The sequence below is a fragment of the Fructilactobacillus sp. YLN 2412 genome, from assembly GCF_059488745.1.
In genome coordinates, this window is record NZ_CM183165.1 from 28,828 (window position 1) to 45,247 (window position 16,420).

10 protein-coding genes, 2 tRNA genes and 3 rRNA genes are annotated in these 16,420 nt (G+C 38.5%); 11 read left to right on the forward strand and 4 right to left on the reverse strand.

Annotated elements, in window-relative coordinates:
- Positions 1–30 precede the first annotated feature (30 nt).
- Together AC0GLR_RS00135 and AC0GLR_RS00140 are read left to right on the forward strand one after the other, a co-directional pair.
- On the forward strand, positions 31–813 hold the full coding sequence (locus tag AC0GLR_RS00135) for a sulfite exporter TauE/SafE family protein (RefSeq protein WP_495604816.1): 783 nt from the start codon (positions 31–33) through the stop codon (positions 811–813).
- A 62-nt stretch (positions 814–875) separates the two neighbouring features.
- On the forward strand, positions 876–1,022 hold the full coding sequence (locus AC0GLR_RS00140) for a hypothetical protein (protein WP_495604817.1): 147 nt from the start codon (positions 876–878) through the stop codon (positions 1,020–1,022).
- 64 nt (positions 1,023–1,086) lie between these two features.
- Here the strand turns inward: AC0GLR_RS00140 and AC0GLR_RS00145 are convergent, their stop codons facing one another.
- Together AC0GLR_RS00145 and AC0GLR_RS00150 are read right to left on the reverse strand one after the other, a co-directional pair.
- Positions 1,087–1,614, reverse strand: coding sequence for an HdeD family acid-resistance protein (locus tag AC0GLR_RS00145; protein ID WP_495604818.1), 528 nt, complete (start codon positions 1,612–1,614; stop codon positions 1,087–1,089).
- Between the two features lie 51 nt (positions 1,615–1,665).
- Positions 1,666–2,859, reverse strand: coding sequence for an MFS transporter (locus tag AC0GLR_RS00150; RefSeq protein ID WP_495604819.1), 1,194 nt, complete (start codon positions 2,857–2,859; stop codon positions 1,666–1,668).
- 157 nt (positions 2,860–3,016) lie between these two features.
- Here AC0GLR_RS00150 and AC0GLR_RS00155 point away from each other — a divergent pair, with 157 nt between their 5' ends.
- The 6 genes from AC0GLR_RS00155 to rrf all read left to right on the forward strand — a co-directional run bounded on the left by AC0GLR_RS00155 (position 3,017) and on the right by rrf (position 11,291).
- Positions 3,017–5,557, forward strand: a complete 2,541-nt coding sequence (locus tag AC0GLR_RS00155; protein ID WP_495604820.1) for a M1 family metallopeptidase — start codon at positions 3,017–3,019, stop codon at positions 5,555–5,557.
- A gap of 587 nt (positions 5,558–6,144) precedes the next feature.
- Positions 6,145–7,721: ribosomal RNA gene (locus AC0GLR_RS00160) — 16S ribosomal RNA — on the forward strand.
- A gap of 94 nt (positions 7,722–7,815) precedes the next feature.
- Positions 7,816–7,890 (forward strand) — tRNA-Ile (locus AC0GLR_RS00165).
- 31 nt (positions 7,891–7,921) lie between these two features.
- A tRNA-Ala gene (locus AC0GLR_RS00170) sits at positions 7,922–7,994 on the forward strand.
- A gap of 169 nt (positions 7,995–8,163) precedes the next feature.
- Positions 8,164–11,079, forward strand: a 23S ribosomal RNA gene (locus AC0GLR_RS00175).
- A gap of 95 nt (positions 11,080–11,174) precedes the next feature.
- Positions 11,175–11,291: ribosomal RNA gene (gene rrf / locus AC0GLR_RS00180) — 5S ribosomal RNA — on the forward strand.
- Together the 16S, 23S and 5S rRNA genes with 2 tRNA genes alongside form the textbook arrangement of a ribosomal RNA operon.
- A 54-nt stretch (positions 11,292–11,345) precedes the next feature.
- Here rrf and AC0GLR_RS00185 read toward each other — a convergent pair.
- On the reverse strand, positions 11,346–11,705 hold the full coding sequence (locus AC0GLR_RS00185; RefSeq protein WP_495604821.1) for a fluoride efflux transporter FluC: 360 nt from the start codon (positions 11,703–11,705) through the stop codon (positions 11,346–11,348).
- Positions 11,706–11,713: 8 nt separating this feature from the next.
- On the reverse strand, positions 11,714–12,088 hold the full coding sequence (locus tag AC0GLR_RS00190) for a fluoride efflux transporter FluC (protein WP_495604822.1): 375 nt from the start codon (positions 12,086–12,088) through the stop codon (positions 11,714–11,716).
- A 217-nt stretch (positions 12,089–12,305) separates the two neighbouring features.
- Here AC0GLR_RS00190 and AC0GLR_RS00195 point away from each other — a divergent pair, with 217 nt between their 5' ends.
- The 3 genes from AC0GLR_RS00195 (at position 12,306) to argH (ending at position 16,313) form a co-directional block, all read left to right on the forward strand.
- Positions 12,306–13,595, forward strand: coding sequence for a cation:dicarboxylate symporter family transporter (locus AC0GLR_RS00195; RefSeq protein ID WP_495604823.1), 1,290 nt, complete (start codon positions 12,306–12,308; stop codon positions 13,593–13,595).
- A gap of 116 nt (positions 13,596–13,711) precedes the next feature.
- Positions 13,712–14,941: an argininosuccinate synthase gene (locus AC0GLR_RS00200; RefSeq protein ID WP_495604824.1), complete on the forward strand. Its 1,230-nt coding sequence runs from the start codon at positions 13,712–13,714 to the stop codon at positions 14,939–14,941.
- Positions 14,934–16,313, forward strand: coding sequence for an argininosuccinate lyase (gene argH / locus AC0GLR_RS00205; RefSeq protein WP_495605386.1), 1,380 nt, complete (start codon positions 14,934–14,936; stop codon positions 16,311–16,313). Before AC0GLR_RS00200 ends, argH begins: the two co-directional genes overlap by 8 nt.
- Positions 16,314–16,420: the final 107 nt, after the last annotated feature.

Below are 16,420 nucleotides of genomic sequence, written 5' to 3' on the forward strand. Positions count from 1 at the left end.
AAACACTTCGGAAGGAAGTATTTAACGAATATGATTTTACAATTTGTTTTTTTAATAGCAGCTGGGATTGTAGCTGGATTATTAGCTACAATTGCCGGGTTAGCTTCGATTGCCTCTTATCCAGCACTGTTGATGGTAGGAATTCCACCAGTGGTTGCGAATGTTTCTAATACGGTTTCACTAATTTGCACCGGGTTAGGTGCAATTCCTGCTTCTTTAAAAGAATTAAAGGGACAGTGGAAACGGGCATTTTATTACACAATTTTAGCTGTTATCGGAAGTTTAATCGGAAGCTCATTGCTGTTGATTGCTCCAGCATCAACTTTTGAAAAGGTAGTCCCATTTTTTATCTTTATTGCCGGTTTTATGTTAATTCTTTCTGGACGTGGGACTGAAATTAAAGCGGAAACACAACTAAAACGAGATGCTGAACATCCAACTCGTCACCGCTGGATTCAATTTGCTAGTTTTGCCGGAATTATCTTTGTTGGCGGTTATTTAGGTTATTTTGGAGCGGCTGGTGGAGTAGTTTTATTAGCTATTTTGGCAATTATTACGCGCGAAAGCTTTGCTAAATATAATGCCGTGAAAAATGTTATGACATTTGCTTGTAATATTGCTGCAACCGCCCTTTTTATTTTCAAAGCTACGATTGACTGGGGAGCAGTTTTGCCACTTGGAATCGGGTTGTTGATCGGTGGATACTGCGGTCCTTTGATTGTTCGTCATGTTAACATCCGTATTTTGCGGATGCTGATTGCCATTGCATCATTTATTTTAGCAGGATATTTATTTGTAAAGGCTTATTTCTAACACGAAAAGATGTTAAAATAGAATTAGTATAATTAAAGTGTCTTGAATCGAGGTGTTAGTAGATGAAAATCTTTTATTGGTGTATGGCTGCCTTTTGGGTATTAACTTTAGTTGTAATGTTACTCCCAATGGGAATGATGCCCGCAATGTACATGATGATAGCCGGAATGTTGGTTCATAGTATTGTTTGTGCTATAAGACAAAAATAAATACAAAAAACTTCGTAAGCACGGGTTATTCCATGTTTACGAAGTTTTTTGTTTGAAAATGTGATTAAAAGGCACGAACAATCATTTTAATTCCTTCAATTACGAAGTAAATTGCAATGAAAAGAATGACTAAAGCATTTGAAATCATTGGTGAGAAAAATAAGAAAATACCAATAATTACTCCTAAAGCACCACAAATTAAAGTTAGGTAATAATATGGCTTTTTTGAAATCTTATTGGCTTTAACAGTTTTATAAATATCGATTGCTGAATCAACAATAAACCATAATGCGAATGCAATTGCGATTAAGAAGAAACCAAATGAATTACTAAAAATTAATAATAAACCAACTAAAACATCGACAATGGCATCGATGATAAATTGATAACCACCCATATTAAGCTCTTTTTCAAGTTGTTTATGAAGAATAATATGGTAAGCTCCCATACAAAGAGCGATAATTCCAATTACCACTACTAACGAGCGAAATGCTGCAAAGGGACGGGCAAAAATAGTAAGTCCTAAAGCAATAAAGATAACTCCAGCGATTAATGACCAATAGTCAATTTTCTTTTTTTCATCTGTGTACATTAAAAAAACTCCTTTTAAATTATTTAACACCTTAATTATAAACTAAAAAGCCTAATAATTTTTCACATTTTTATCAATTTTCATTTCATGACTAACAACGTAAGTTATTAAGGCCGATATGAAGAGAATTCCAGCCACAATTGCATAGGGAATATGGGGATTAATGTCCATCAATGATCCAGCAAAGATTGGACCAGCAATATTACCAATGCTAGTAAGTGACATGTTTAGTCCATTAATTAACCCTTGGTTACGGTTGCCAAAACGAGTTAGCATGGTGGTAATAGCAGGTCGTAAAACATCAAAAGCACAAAATACTAACAAAGTTGCAATAATAACTTCAATGGCACTATGGGCAAACAAAAGCCAAACGATTCCAATTGTACTAATTAAAAAACAAATTCGAGTTAGTCTGATTTCGCTAAAAAAGTTAACTAATTTATCAAATAGTAGGACCTGTAAGATAAGTGAAAAAATCCCATTTAAGATTAAGGTGATTGAAATTTCATTTAAAGTAAAGTTGAAAACTTGGTTAACATATAATGTATAAATACTTTCAAAGCCGGCAAGACCGAATGAAGAAATGAGAATCATCGTAAAAAGAATTATTACCACTTTACTCATGATGGCTTTTAGTCCTTTTTCTGTAATATTAACTTGTCCAACCTGATGGCCATTACTTTGATTTTTAATGTGTTTAGGTAATCCAACAACGAAAATAATGGCAGCTACTAGTCCAGCAGCTCCAGCAAACCAGAATGGTGTTTTATAACTAATATTGGCTAAGATGCCCCCAATCCCTGGTCCAATAATCAAACCACCACTTAAAGCTGCCGAAATCCAGCCGATTACTTTGGCACGGTCACGTTCACTGGATAAATCAGCTGCCATTGCCATCGATGTAGTTCCAACCATAGCAGCTGAAATTCCACCAATACTTCGTGAAATATCAAATAACAGCAGACTATTGGAAGCAGCAAACATTAATTCGGAAAACATGTATAGTAAGAGACCAGCAGTTAAAATCGGAGCTCGTCCCATTTTATCGGAAATCCGTCCGACAATGGGCGAAAAAATGAACTGTGCTAGAGCATACAGGGAAGTCATTGCTCCCATTTCTCCTGCAGTTAAATGGTATTCAGATTTAATAAAAGGCTCAACCGGAATAACTAGACTCCATCCTAGACAAATGATGAAGTTAGCAGCAATAATAATAAAAATGGCACGTTTCGTTTCTTTTGACATAGTTTTTCTTCCTTACAATTGAGAATGAGATAGCTTTATTATAATTCAATTATTGATATCTTAAAAAAGAAATTTCGCTATTCTTTACTATTATTAGTAAGTCGGCTACAATTGCAAAAATGTAAAAATTATTTAGAAAGCCAAAGAGGGATTGAAAATGGCAGAAATAAAGCGATTATATGATATTTTTCAACCAGATCATTATGATGTTTATTTTGATATAAATCGGCAAAATAAAACAATTAATGGAAAAACGATTATTACTGGGAATGCTGACAAATCAGAGATTTCCGTTAATCAAAAAAATTTAGTGGTCACTGAAGTAGTGGCCGATGGAAAACCAGTTGATTTTACAACTGATAATCAGGCAGAAACACTAAATATTCAACTTCCTAAGACTGGGAAAGTTGAATTAACGATTACCTACCATACTAAGCTAACAGATTCGATGATGGGAATTTATCCTTCTTATTATCAAGTAGACGGAGTTCAGAAACAGATTATTGGAACGCAGTTTGAAACTACTTTTGCCCGTGAAGCATTTCCAGGAGTGGATGAACCAGAAGCAAAAGCGACATTCAGTCTTGCTATTAAGTTTGATGAACATGATGGCGAAACCATTTTAGCTAATATGCCGGAAGACCATGTTCAAAATGGAGTTCATTATTTTGTTCCAACTGTTAAAATGTCGACTTACCTAGTTGCGTTTGCCTTTGGAGAATTACAAAGCAAAATTACTACTACTGATAGTGGAGTTAAGGTAGGAGTATTTGCTACTAAAGCTCATCAAGCAAAAGAGTTGGATTTTGCCTTAGATATTGCAAAACGTGCGATTGAATTTTATGAAGATTTTTACCAAACTCCTTATCCATTACCTCATTCTTGGCAATTAGCACTTCCAGATTTTTCGGCTGGAGCAATGGAAAACTGGGGCTTGATTACGTATCGGGAATCTTATCTATTACTTGATCCAGACAACACTTCGTTGGATGTTAAGCAGTTAGTGGCAACAGTGATTGCTCATGAATTAGCTCACCAATGGTTTGGCGATTTAGTTACCATGAAATGGTGGGATGATTTGTGGTTAAACGAGAGTTTTGCCAATATGATGGAATATGTGGCAGTTGATGCTCTGAATCCTGATTGGAATATTTGGGAACTTTTTCAAACTTCGGATGTACCAGCTGCTTTACAGCGTGATGCTACGGATGGAGTCCAGTCGGTTCATGTCGATGTGAATAATCCAGCAGAAATTGATGCTCTCTTTGATTCAGCCATTGTGTATGCTAAAGGGGCTCGGATGTTAGTGATGGTGCGTTCTTTGCTTGGTGATGAGGCCTTGCGAAAAGGACTCAAGCACTATTTTGCAGCGCATCAATATGGTAATGCTACTGGAAGCGACTTATGGCAAGCATTAGAAGATGCTTCTGGATTGAAAATTGGCGATATCATGAATTCATGGCTAGAACAACCTGGTTATCCAGTGGTATCTGCGAATGTTAATGATCAAGGTAAGCTGACTTTATCACAGCAACAGTTCTTTATTGGTGGTGGAAAAGATGAAGGACGAACATGGAAGATTCCTTTGAACGGTAATTATACTGAAACACCACAGATTATGGCTGACAAGACAATTGAACTAGGTGATTATCAACAATTAAGAGCACAAAATGGTCAACCATTTCGTTTGAATATGGGAAATAATTCTCATTATATCGTTAAATATGATGAAAAATTATTACATGACATATTACAACATGCAGATACTTTGAATCCGATTGATCAACGTCAGTTATTACAAGATTTGCGCTTGTTAGCTGCTGCACAGCAGATTTCTTATGCAGATTTAATACCATTACTAGTTCGATTTTCAACCAGTCATTCGGCGACAGTAAATGCTGAAATTTACCAAATTGCTAATAGTTTACGGATGTTTGTAGAACCATCTTCCCCGGATGAACAACAGTTGCGAGAATTGTTTGATCGATTAAGTCATCAACAAGTACAACGGTTAGGCTGGCTTCCTAATGCTGCTGATAGTAATGATGATCAGCTAACTCGTCCATTTGTATTAAATGCTTCGCTTTATGCACAGAATGAAACATCAATTCAACAAGCTCATGAATTGTTTGAACATTATCAAAATGATTTAAATGGTTTATCGGCAGATGTGCGTGGTTTGATATTAAAGAATGAAGTTCAAAACTTTGGTAGTGAAGCTTTATTTACTAAATTGTTAAATGATTATCAACAAACTGCGGATGCAAGTTTTAAAAGTGATATTCGTTTAGCACTCCCAAACACAACTGATCCTGAGTTGATTCAACAGTTAGTTAATAATTTTGAAGATGCTGCTGTGATTAAACCACAAGATTTGCGGGCTTGGTATCGGGGATTATTGAATAATGAAATGGGGCAACAGGCTGCTTGGGATTGGATTCGAAATGAGTGGCAATGGTTAGAAGATACGGTCGGTGGCGATATGGAATTTGCTACCTTTATTACAGTTACTGCCAACATTTTTCATACACCTGCTCGCTTAGCAGAATTTGAATCGTTTTTTATTCCTAAATTAAAAACCCCAGGATTAACTCGTGAAATTAAGATGGATCTTGATTTAATTAAAGGAAAAGTTTCGTTGATTAATAAGGAACGAAATATAGTTAATGAAACCATTAATCAAGTTCTTAATAAATAAATCAAAAAATTATTTTCGTATTATAGGAGACTAACATTTGTTTTTATCTGATGTTAGTCTTTTTTATTTGTAAATTACGAACAAAAATAATGATATTTTTGTTAATTTATGTTTTTAAAAAAATACGTTCGAAGCACTTTGACTTTTTTTGACCAAACTGTTGACATGCGATTTGTATGAGTGTATATTATTAAATGTGGTTGAGAGAGATTATGTTTTTATGATAAATGATTGAAAATAAACTTTTCAAAATTAATTATTAAAAACGTTTGACATTCTTTGACCAATGAGATATACTAATAATTGTTCGTTAGGAAATGACTACGAAATGTTTTTACGCATTAATCTTTAAGTAATTGAGTTTTTTAAAATTAATTAAGTAAAATCATTGACAATTATTTTTAAACGAGCTATGATAGTAAATGCACTGCAGAAGCAGTGCAAGAGTAGATCTTTGAAAACTGAACAAGATTTTGATTACAAAAGTGTAAGGTAATCTTTAAACTTAGTTTAAAGGTTAAAACATTATGCAAAGTCAATTTGCTTTAAGAAATAAAATAAATAAGAGCTAGTAAAGTTCTCATTTTTAAAATGAGAGTTTGATCCTGGCTCAGGACGAACGTTGGCGGCGTGCCTAATACATGCAAGTCGAACGAGGTCTCCTAACTGATAGCTGGTGCTTGCATCAGCTTGACGATAGATCTGACCGAGTGGCGAACTGGTGAGTAACACGTGGGTAACCTGCCCAGAAGAAGGGGATAACACCTGGAAACAGATGCTAATACCGTATAACAACGAGAACCACATGGTTCTCGTTTGAAAGATGGCTTTTATGCTATCGCTTCTGGATGGACCCGCGGCGTATTAGCTAGTTGGTGAGATAATAGCTCACCAAGGCAATGATACGTAGCAGACCTGAGAGGGTAATCTGCCACAATGGGACTGAGACACGGCCCATACTCCTACGGGAGGCAGCAGTAGGGAATCTTCCACAATGGACGAAAGTCTGATGGAGCAACGCCGCGTGAGTGAAGAAGGGTTTCGGCTCGTAAAACTCTGTTGTTAGAGAAGAACGACCGTGAGAGCAACTGCTCACGGTGTGACGGTATCTAACCAGAAAGTCACGGCTAACTACGTGCCAGCAGCCGCGGTAATACGTAGGTGGCAAACGTTGTCCGGATTTATTGGGCGTAAAGCGAGCGCAGGCGGTTTTCTAAGTCTGATGTGAAAGCCTTCGGCTTAACCGGAGAAGTGCATCGGAAACTGGATAACTTGAGTGCAGAAAAGGACAGTGGAACTTCATGTGTAGCGGTGAAATGCGTAGATATATGAAGGAACACCAGTGGCGAAGGCGGCTGTCTGGTCTGCATCTGACGCTGAGGCTCGAAAGCATGGGTAGCAAACAGGATTAGATACCCTGGTAGTCCATGCCGTAAACGATGAATGCTAGGTGTTGGGAGGTTTCCGCCTCTCAGTGCCGCAGCTAACGCATTAAGCATTCCGCCTGGGGAGTACGACCGCAAGGTTGAAACTCAAAGGAATTGACGGGGACCCGCACAAGCGGTGGAGCATGTGGTTTAATTCGATGCTACGCGAAGAACCTTACCAGGACTTGACATCTTCTGTTAACCTAAGAGATTAGGTGTCCCCTTCGGGGGCAGAATGACAGGTGGTGCATGGTTGTCGTCAGCTCGTGTCGTGAGATGTTGGGTTAAGTCCCGCAACGAGCGCAACCCTTGTCTTTAGTTGCCAGCATTAAGTTGGGCACTCTAGAGAGACTGCCGGTGATAAACCGGAGGAAGGTGGGGATGACGTCAAATCATCATGCCCCTTATGTCCTGGGCTACACACGTGCTACAATGGACGGTACAACGAGTTGCGAAACCGCAAGGTCAAGCTAATCTCTTAAAGCCGTTCTCAGTTCGGATTGCAGGCTGCAACTCGCCTGCATGAAGTTGGAATCGCTAGTAATCGTGGATCAGCATGCCACGGTGAATACGTTCCCGGGTCTTGTACACACCGCCCGTCACACCATGAGAGTTTGTAACACCCAAAGTCGGTTGGATAACCTTTACGGAGTCCGCCGCCTAAGGTGGGACAGATGATTAGGGTGAAGTCGTAACAAGGTAGCCGTAGGAGAACCTGCGGCTGGATCACCTCCTTTCTAAGGAAAAATTCGTAACTTACACCGATCAAAATCTTGCTCAGTTTTGAGAGTATCTACTCTTATATACATATATTCATAGTATTCGCTTTTTGGGCCTATAGCTCAGCTGGTTTAGAGCGCACGCCTGATAAGCGTGAGGTCGGTGGTTCGAGTCCACTTAGGCCCATCACCGATCTTATCGGTTAGTTGAATATTATGGGGAATTAGCTCAGCTGGGAGAGCACCTGCTTTGCAAGCAGGAGGTCAGCGGTTCGATCCCGCTATTCTCCATTGACACGCAAGTGTCTACTTTGTTCTTTGAAAACTAGATAATATTATTTTCTGTAAAAATTATATTTTTAATATAATTTCAACCGAGAAATAACCATTGTGTTATTTGAGTTTTTTAAATTAATAGTTTAATCGCTAAACTCAATAATTTATAATCCGAAGGATTATAGGTTAAGTTAAAAAGGGCGCATGGTGAATGCCTTGGTACTAGGAGCCGATGAAGGACGGAACTAACACCGATATGCTTCGGGGAGCTGTACGTAAGCTTTGATCCGGAGATTTCCGAATGAGGAAACTCGACCAGTGTCATGACTGGTCACTGCGTAGTGAATACATAGCTGCGCAGAGGCAGACGTGGGGAACTGAAACATCTAAGTACCCACAGGAATATAAAGAAATTTCGATTCCCAAAGTAGCGGCGAGCGAACTGGGAATAGCCCAAACCGGACCTTTATGGTCCGGGGTTGTAGGACTGAACATTTGAGTTACAAAAGTATTTGATAATTGAAGCAGCTGGGAAGCTGCACCAAAGAGAGTGATAGTCTCGTAAATGAAATCGAATACCCTCAGTTCAGGATCCTGAGTACGGCGCCACACGTGTAACGGCGTCGGAATCCGGGAGGACCATCTCCCAAGGCTAAATACTCCCTAGTGACCGATAGTGAACCAGTACCGTGAGGGAAAGGTGAAAAGCACCCCGGAAGGGGAGTGAAATAGTTCCTGCAACCATGTGCCTACAAGCAGTTAGAGCCCGTTAACGGGTGATAGCGTGCCTTTTGTAGAATGAACCGGCGAGTTACAGTTGCATGCAAGGTTAAGCCGAAAAAGCGGAGCCGTAGCGAAAGCAAGTCTTAAGAGGGCGTTTTAGTATGTTGCCGTAGACCCGAAACCAGGTGATCTATCCATGTCCAGGATGAAAGTGCGGTAATACGCACCGGAGGTCCGAACCCGTGTACGTTGAAAAGTGCTGGGATGAGGTGTGGATAGCGGTGAAATTCCAAACGAACTTGGAGATAGCTGGTTCTCTCCGAAATAGCTTTAGGGCTAGCCTCGGAATTAGAATCGTGGAGGTAGAGCCACTGTTTGAGCAAGGGGTCCATCTAGGATTACTGAGTTCAGATAAACTCCGAATACCACTGATTTATGTCCGGGAGTCAGACGATGAGTGATAAGATCCATCGTCGAAAGGGGAACAGCCCAGACCGCCAGTTAAGGTCCCTAAATATATGCTAAGTGGAAAAGGTAGTGAAGTTGCATAGACAACTAGGATGTTGGCTCAGAAGCAGCCATCATTTAAAGAGTGCGTAATAGCTCACTAGTCGAGTGATTCTGCGCCGAAAATTTACCGGGGCTAAGCATATTACCGAGACTGCGGACGCAACTACGTTGCGTGATAGGAGAGCGTTCTAAGGGCAATGAAGGCAGACCGCAAGGACTGCTGGAGCGCTTAGAAGTGAGAATGCCGGTATGAGTAGCGAAAGATCAGTGAGAATCTGGTCCACCGAATGACTAAGGTTTCCTGGGGAAGGCTCGTCCTCCCAGGGTTAGTCGGGACCTAAGCCGAGGCTGAGAAGCGTAGGCGATGGATAACAGGTTGAGATTCCTGTACTAGTTAATTATGTTTGAACAATGGAGGGACGCAGAAGGCTAAGTTATGCATACTGATGGATATGTATGTTCAAATCGTAAGTCAGGTTATGAGTTAAATGCTTGTAGCCAGGTTGACAAGCGATGATGAGGATCGAAATTTAAGTAGAGAAGTAACCCATGTCACGCTGCCGAGAAAAGCTTCTAGTTAGTAATTAATTACCCGTACCGCAAACCGACACAGGTAGTCGAGGAGAGTATCCTCAGGTGAGCGAGAGAACTCTCGTTAAGGAACTCGGCAAAATGACCCCGTAACTTCGGAAGAAGGGGTGCTGGCCTCACGGCCAGCCGCAGTGAAAAGACTCAAACGACTGTTTATCAAAAACACAGGTTTATGCAAAATCGTAAGATGAAGTATATGGGCTGACGCCTGCCCGGTGCTGGAAGGTTAAGTGGAAAGGTTAGCTTCGGCAAAGCCTCGAAATGAAGCCCCAGTAAACGGCGGCCGTAACTATAACGGTCCTAAGGTAGCGAAATTCCTTGTCGGGTAAGTTCCGACCCGCACGAAAGGCGTAACGATTTGAGTACTGTCTCAACGAGAGACTCGGTGAAATTAAGATACCTGTGAAGAAGCAGGTTACCCGCGACAGGACGGAAAGACCCCATGGAGCTTTACTGTAGCTTGATATTGGGTGTTTACATAGCTTGTACAGGATAGGTAGGAGCCATAGAAGCCGGAACGCTAGTTTCGGTGGAGGCGTCAGTGGGATACTACCCTTGCTATGTGAACACTCTAACCCTGAGCACTTAACGTGCTCGGAGACAGTGTCTGGTTGGCAGTTTGACTGGGGCGGTCGCCTCCTAAATAGTAACGGAGGCGCTCAAAGGTTTGCTTAGAATGGTTGGAAATCATTTGTAAAGTGTAAAGGCAAAAGCAAGCTTGACTGCGAGACAAACAGGTCGAGCAGGGACGAAAGTCGGACTTAGTGATCCGGTGGTACCATATGGAAGGGCCATCGCTCAACGGATAAAAGCTACCCTGGGGATAACAGGCTTATCTCCCCCAAGAGTTCACATCGACGGGGAGGTTTGGCACCTCGATGTCGGCTCATCGCATCCTGGGGCTGTAGTTGGTCCCAAGGGTTGGGCTGTTCGCCCATTAAAGCGGTACGCGAGCTGGGTTCAGAACGTCGTGAGACAGTTCGGTCCCTATCCGTCGCGGGCGCAGGAAATTTGAGAGGAGCTGTCCCTAGTACGAGAGGACCGGGATGGACATACCGCTGGTGTATCAGTTGCGCCGCCAGGCGCATTGCTGAGTAGCTATGTATGGATGAGATAAACGCTGAAAGCATCTAAGTGTGAAACTCGCCTCAAGATGAGATTTCCCATTCCTATATGGAAGTAAGACTCCTGAAAGATGATCAGGTCGATAGGTTAGAAGTGGAAGCATAGTGATATGTGAAGCGGACTAATACTAATCAGTCGAGGACTTAACCAAGGAAGACACAGGGTTAAATCAAAGTTGAACAGAGAAGATATTATCTAGTTTTGAGAGAACGAAGTTCGCTCAGGCTTATGGAAGCATAAGTAAAGTGTGGTGGCGATAGCCTGAAGGATACACCTGTTCCCATGCCGAACACAGAAGTTAAGCTTCAGCACGCCAAAAGTAGTTGGGGGATCGCCCCCTGCGAGGATAGGACGTTGCCACGCAACCCAAAAAGAAAGAGACGCTCACCTTAATGGTGGACGTCTTTTTTTGTGTCTTTAATTATTTAGAAAGATTAACTTTGTAAATAAATAGCCAAAGAAACAAAGTAACAAACCTAATAAATAGCTAGACAAGGTATATAATAGAATCAAATTTTTTTGTTTTTTTAAAAACAAATTAGCAATCTCATTATTAAATGTTGAATAAGTTGTGAAACCACCAATAAAACCAAGCGTGATGATTGTATACCAAGTTGATATTGCAAAAGGAAATAAAAATCCAGCAATTAAACACCCTAACATATTAACTACAAAAGTTGCAATGAATTTTTTATGATATTGTTTAAAAATATTAGTGATTTTAAATCTAACAGTTGCTCCAATACCAGTTCCTATCATAAATAAAAAATAATTCATTTTTTTAATTACCTTTCTTGTGATAATTTAAGTGCTAATTGATTTCCACAAATTGCTAAAATAATTCCAAAAATAATACTAATAACAATGTAAAGGATAAAAAATAGAATTTGGTGTGCTTCAATTAATTTAAATGAATCGAGAATTAATCCCGAAAAGGTTGTGAATGATCCAATAAATCCAGTTCCAAAACTATTATTTATTAATAATGATAGTTTTAGTTTTTTACAAATATAATTTTTCCAAAAAGGTAGTAAGAACGATCCAATTAAATTTACGATTAAAGTTGAAATGGGAAAGTAACTATAATTAATCAGATTAGTAATTTTTAATCGCAATAAACCTCCTAACATTCCCCAAATAAAAACTAAAATAGTTTCCAAATTTTCCTCCTAAAATAAAATGGCACCTACTAGTTTTTCTAGTAGGTGCCATTAAGTTGAAAATCAACTAATTAAATTGCGAACACCATCGCATATATGAGTAATTATATACTGATCAAAAGTACTTGTAAAATTAAAATCAATAATTTTTTGATTTTGTGAAAACATTTTCTTTATTGTATAATCAATGCAATTACAAAAAAGGGTGGGAATTCTAGTGAAAAGGAAATTAAAATTACGCGTCACATTGGGTTGGCAAATTGTAATTGGGTTGTTTCTAGGGATTATCTTAGGTATTATTTTTTATCAAAATAAAACTGCCATTACTGCAATGCAAAGTATTGGAACTATGTTTATCGGCTTGATTCAAATGATTGTAATGCCAATTGTGGTATCTTGTTTGACGGTTGGTATTGCTAGCATGGGTGATATTCGTAAAGTTGGCCGAATTGGTGGAAAAACGCTAGTTTATTTTGAAGTTATGACGACGATTGCCATTATTTTAGGATTAATCATTGGAAATATTTTTCACCCTGGAACATTAATTGATGTACATCAAATGCATTCATCAATGGATATTAGTCAGTATGTTTCTACTGCACAGCATTCCAAAAATACTGGGATTTGGTCAACATTAATTGGTTTAATTCCAACTAATATTTTTGGATCGTTAAGTAAAGGAGACATGATGCCTGTAATTGTCTTCTCAGTCTTCTTTGGTTTAGGAACAGCAGCAATTGGAGAAAAAGGACAGATTATTGTCGACTTTATGAATGCAGTTTCGCAAGTTATGTTTAAAATTACGAACTGGGTCATGCATCTCGCTCCAATTGGAGTTTGTGCTTTGATTGGAGTTACTATTGCAGAATTAGGGATTAAAGCCCTAATTCCACTTAGTTACTTTGTTATTTTGGTTTACTTAACTATGATTTTCTTTGTACTAGTGGTTATGGGATTGGTGGCCAGACTTTGCCATTTCAAACTCTCAAGTTTGTTATTAGTGATTAAAAACGAAATTATGTTAGCTTTTTCAACTGCTAGTTCGGAAGCAGTAATGCCAAAGATGATTCAAAAGATGGATAACTTTGGCGTTAGTCCTTCAATTGTTTCATTTGTAATTCCTACCGGATATACATTTAATCTGGATGGTTCAGCAATTTATCAATCATTGGCTGCCTTGTTTTTGGCTCAAGCTTACGGAATTCACTTGTCGATTGGTCAACAAATAACCTTAGCGGTTGTTTTGATGATTACTTCTAAAGGAATGGCTGGAGTTCCTGGGGCTTCATTTGTAGTATTACTGGCAACCGTTTCAACAATTGGTGTGCCAATGTCAGGATTGACCTTTATTGCTGGAATTGACCGATTCATTGATATGGGACGAACAGCTGTTAACGTGGTCGGAAACTCGTTGGCAACTGTGGTAATTGGGACATCAGAACATGAATTTAACCACCAAAAAGCAACCAATTACGTTCATAAAATTAAAACTGAAAAAATATCTTAATTAATAAAAGCAATATCATTAAGTTGATATTGCTTTTATTTTGCAATTTTTATTGAAAATGTATGATTTAAAGTGTAACCTATAAATAATTTAAATTGGAAAAGGGTGAGTTAGTAATGTCAAACGAAAAAAAGAAAGTTGTTTTAGCATACTCTGGAGGATTGGATACTTCGGTTGCGATTGCATGGCTTAAAGACAAGGGATACGATGTTATTGCTTGTTGTATTAATGTTGGAGAGGGTAAAGATCCAGAATTTATTAAAGAAAAAGCACTTAAAGTAGGGGCAACTAAATCATATGTACTTGATGCAATGGATGAATTTGCTGATGATTATGCTTCAGTTGCACTTCAAGCAAATGCCATGTATGAAAATTCCTATCCGCTAGTTTCAGCATTATCAAGACCATTGATTGCCAAAAAATTAGTAGAGATTGCCGAAAAAGAAAATGCTGATGCAATTGCACATGGCTGTACTGGTAAAGGGAATGATCAAGTTCGATTTGAAGTTGCTATTCACGCCCTTTCCCCTGATCTAGATGTTTTAAGTCCAGTTCGTGATTGGCATTGGTCTAGAGAAGAAGAAATCGAATATGCTAAAAATCATGATATTGATATTCCAATTGATTTAGACTCTCCATATTCAATTGATAGTAACATTTGGGGTCGGGCTAATGAAGCTGGGATTTTAGAAGATCCTTGGGAAAGTGCTCCTGAAGATGCATACGATATGACTAAACCAATTGAAGCTACTCCAGATGAGCCAACAACGATTGAAATTGAATTCAAACATGGAATTCCAGTGGTGTTAGATGGTCAGTCAATGAAATTTTCTGATATTATTCAAAAATTAAATGTGATTGCTGGTAAAAATGGGATTGGAAGAATTGATCATATTGAAAATCGATTAGTTGGGATTAAATCTAGAGAAGTTTATGAAACTCCTGGTGCAGAAGTGTTATTAAAAGCTCATAAAGAAATTGAAGATTTAACTTTTGAAAGAGATTTGGCCCATTTTAAACCAGTAATTGAAAAAGAAATTAGTGAAGTCATTTATAATGGAATCTGGTTCTCACCATTAATGGAATCATTACAAGCCTTTTTAAAAGATTCACAAAAAAATGTTAGTGGAACCGTGAAAGTTAAAATGTTTAAGGGCAATGTTACAGTGTTAGGTCGGAAATCAGCTAACTCACTTTACGACAAAGACTTAGCAACTTATACTTCCTCTGACTCATTTGATCAAATTGCTTCTGAAGGATTTATTAAGTTATGGGGCTTGCCAACTAAGGTTAATAGACAGGTAGAGATTAAAAATGAAAAACAAACAGGAAAAGCCCATGAGTAATAAATTATGGGGCGGGCGTTTTCAACAACAAGCTGATGCATTGGTTGACTCGTTTGGAGCTTCAATTTCATTTGATCAACTTATGGCTGATGAAGATATTGAAGGTTCTTTAGCTCATGTTAAAATGCTGGAAAAAACTGGGATTTTAACTCATGAGGATGTGAGTCAGATTGTAGCTGGATTAAAAGCAATTCAGCGAGATCTTCATGCTGGCAAATTAAAGTTTACCAATGATAATGAAGATATTCATATGAATATTGAAAAAATCCTAACAGATCGCATTGGGCCAGTAGCTGGTAAATTGCATACAGCTCGTTCTCGAAACGATCAGGTAGCAACTGATTTTCATTTATATTTAAAGAAACGACTTCCAAAGATTATTGCTGAAATTACGACTTTACAGACTACTTTGGTTAAAATAGCAGAAGAAAATGTGGAAACGGTTATGCCGGGTTATACACATTTGCAGCATGCTCAGCCAATTTCGTATGGACATTATTTAATGGCTTACTATCAAATGTTAAAACGTGATAAAGAACGATTTGAATTTAACCAGAAACATACTGATATGCTGCCATTAGGAGCAGCGGCTCTAGCAGGAACAACTTTTCCGATTGATAGACAATTTACGGCACAAGAATTAGGATTTAACGAAGTTTATGCTAATTCATTAGATGCAGTTTCTGATCGAGATTTTGCATTGGAATTTTTGAGTAATAGTTCGATTTTAATGATGCATCTATCGCGTTTTTGTGAAGAAATCAGTATGTGGGTCAGCTATGAATTTCAATATTTAACGCTAAGCGATGAATATGCGACTGGTAGCTCAATTATGCCGCAAAAAAAGAATCCAGATATGGCTGAGTTGATTCGTGGAAAAAGTGGTCGGGTTTATGGGGATTTAATGGGCTTGTTAGCCACAATGAAATCATTACCGTTAGCATATAATAAAGATTTGCAAGAAGATAAAGAAGGAGTTTTTGATGCCGTTAAAACTTTGATGCCAGCTTTGCGGATCTTTAATGGTATGTTAAAAACGCTTAAAGTTAATAAGGATCGGATGAAGCATAGCACTGAACACGATCTTTCTAATGCAACCGAGTTAGCTGATTATTTAGCCGCTAAGGGAGTTCCATTTCGAGAAGCCCATGGGATTGTTGGTCGACTTGTTTTAAACTGTATTCAAACGAAACGAGACCTACAAGATATTAGCTTAGAAGAATTACAAAGTGCTTCCCCTATGATTGAAAACGACGTTTACGAAGAATTAGTTCCAGAAGTAGCAGTTAAACGGAGAAATTCCGAAGGTGGAACTGGATTTGAACAAGTTAGAAAGCAAATAGCGAAGGCTAAACAAGAATTAAAAAAATAAATTTTGAAGGGTCGAAGTCCTAGTACTTTGGCTTTTTGTTTGTTTAAAATAATAAAATTTTTAAATTAAGGTTGGTTTTTATGATGTTCAATGATATGATATTAAAA

What these genes read in the sequence shown, in the direction of transcription:
- AC0GLR_RS00135 (WP_495604816.1), top strand. Translation starts at nt 31, where the DNA reads ATGATTTTACAATTTGTTTTTTTAATAGCAGCTGGGATTGTAGCTGGA.
- AC0GLR_RS00140 (WP_495604817.1), top strand. Translation starts at nt 876, where the DNA reads ATGAAAATCTTTTATTGGTGTATGGCTGCCTTTTGGGTATTAACTTTA.
- AC0GLR_RS00145 (WP_495604818.1), bottom strand. Translation starts at nt 1,614, where the DNA reads ATGTACACAGATGAAAAAAAGAAAATTGACTATTGGTCATTAATCGCT.
- AC0GLR_RS00150 (WP_495604819.1), bottom strand. Translation starts at nt 2,859, where the DNA reads ATGTCAAAAGAAACGAAACGTGCCATTTTTATTATTATTGCTGCTAAC.
- AC0GLR_RS00155 (WP_495604820.1), top strand. Translation starts at nt 3,017, where the DNA reads ATGGCAGAAATAAAGCGATTATATGATATTTTTCAACCAGATCATTAT.
- AC0GLR_RS00185 (WP_495604821.1), bottom strand. Translation starts at nt 11,705, where the DNA reads ATGAATTATTTTTTATTTATGATAGGAACTGGTATTGGAGCAACTGTT.
- AC0GLR_RS00200 (WP_495604824.1), top strand. Translation starts at nt 13,712, where the DNA reads ATGTCAAACGAAAAAAAGAAAGTTGTTTTAGCATACTCTGGAGGATTG.
- argH (WP_495605386.1), top strand. Translation starts at nt 14,934, where the DNA reads ATGAGTAATAAATTATGGGGCGGGCGTTTTCAACAACAAGCTGATGCA.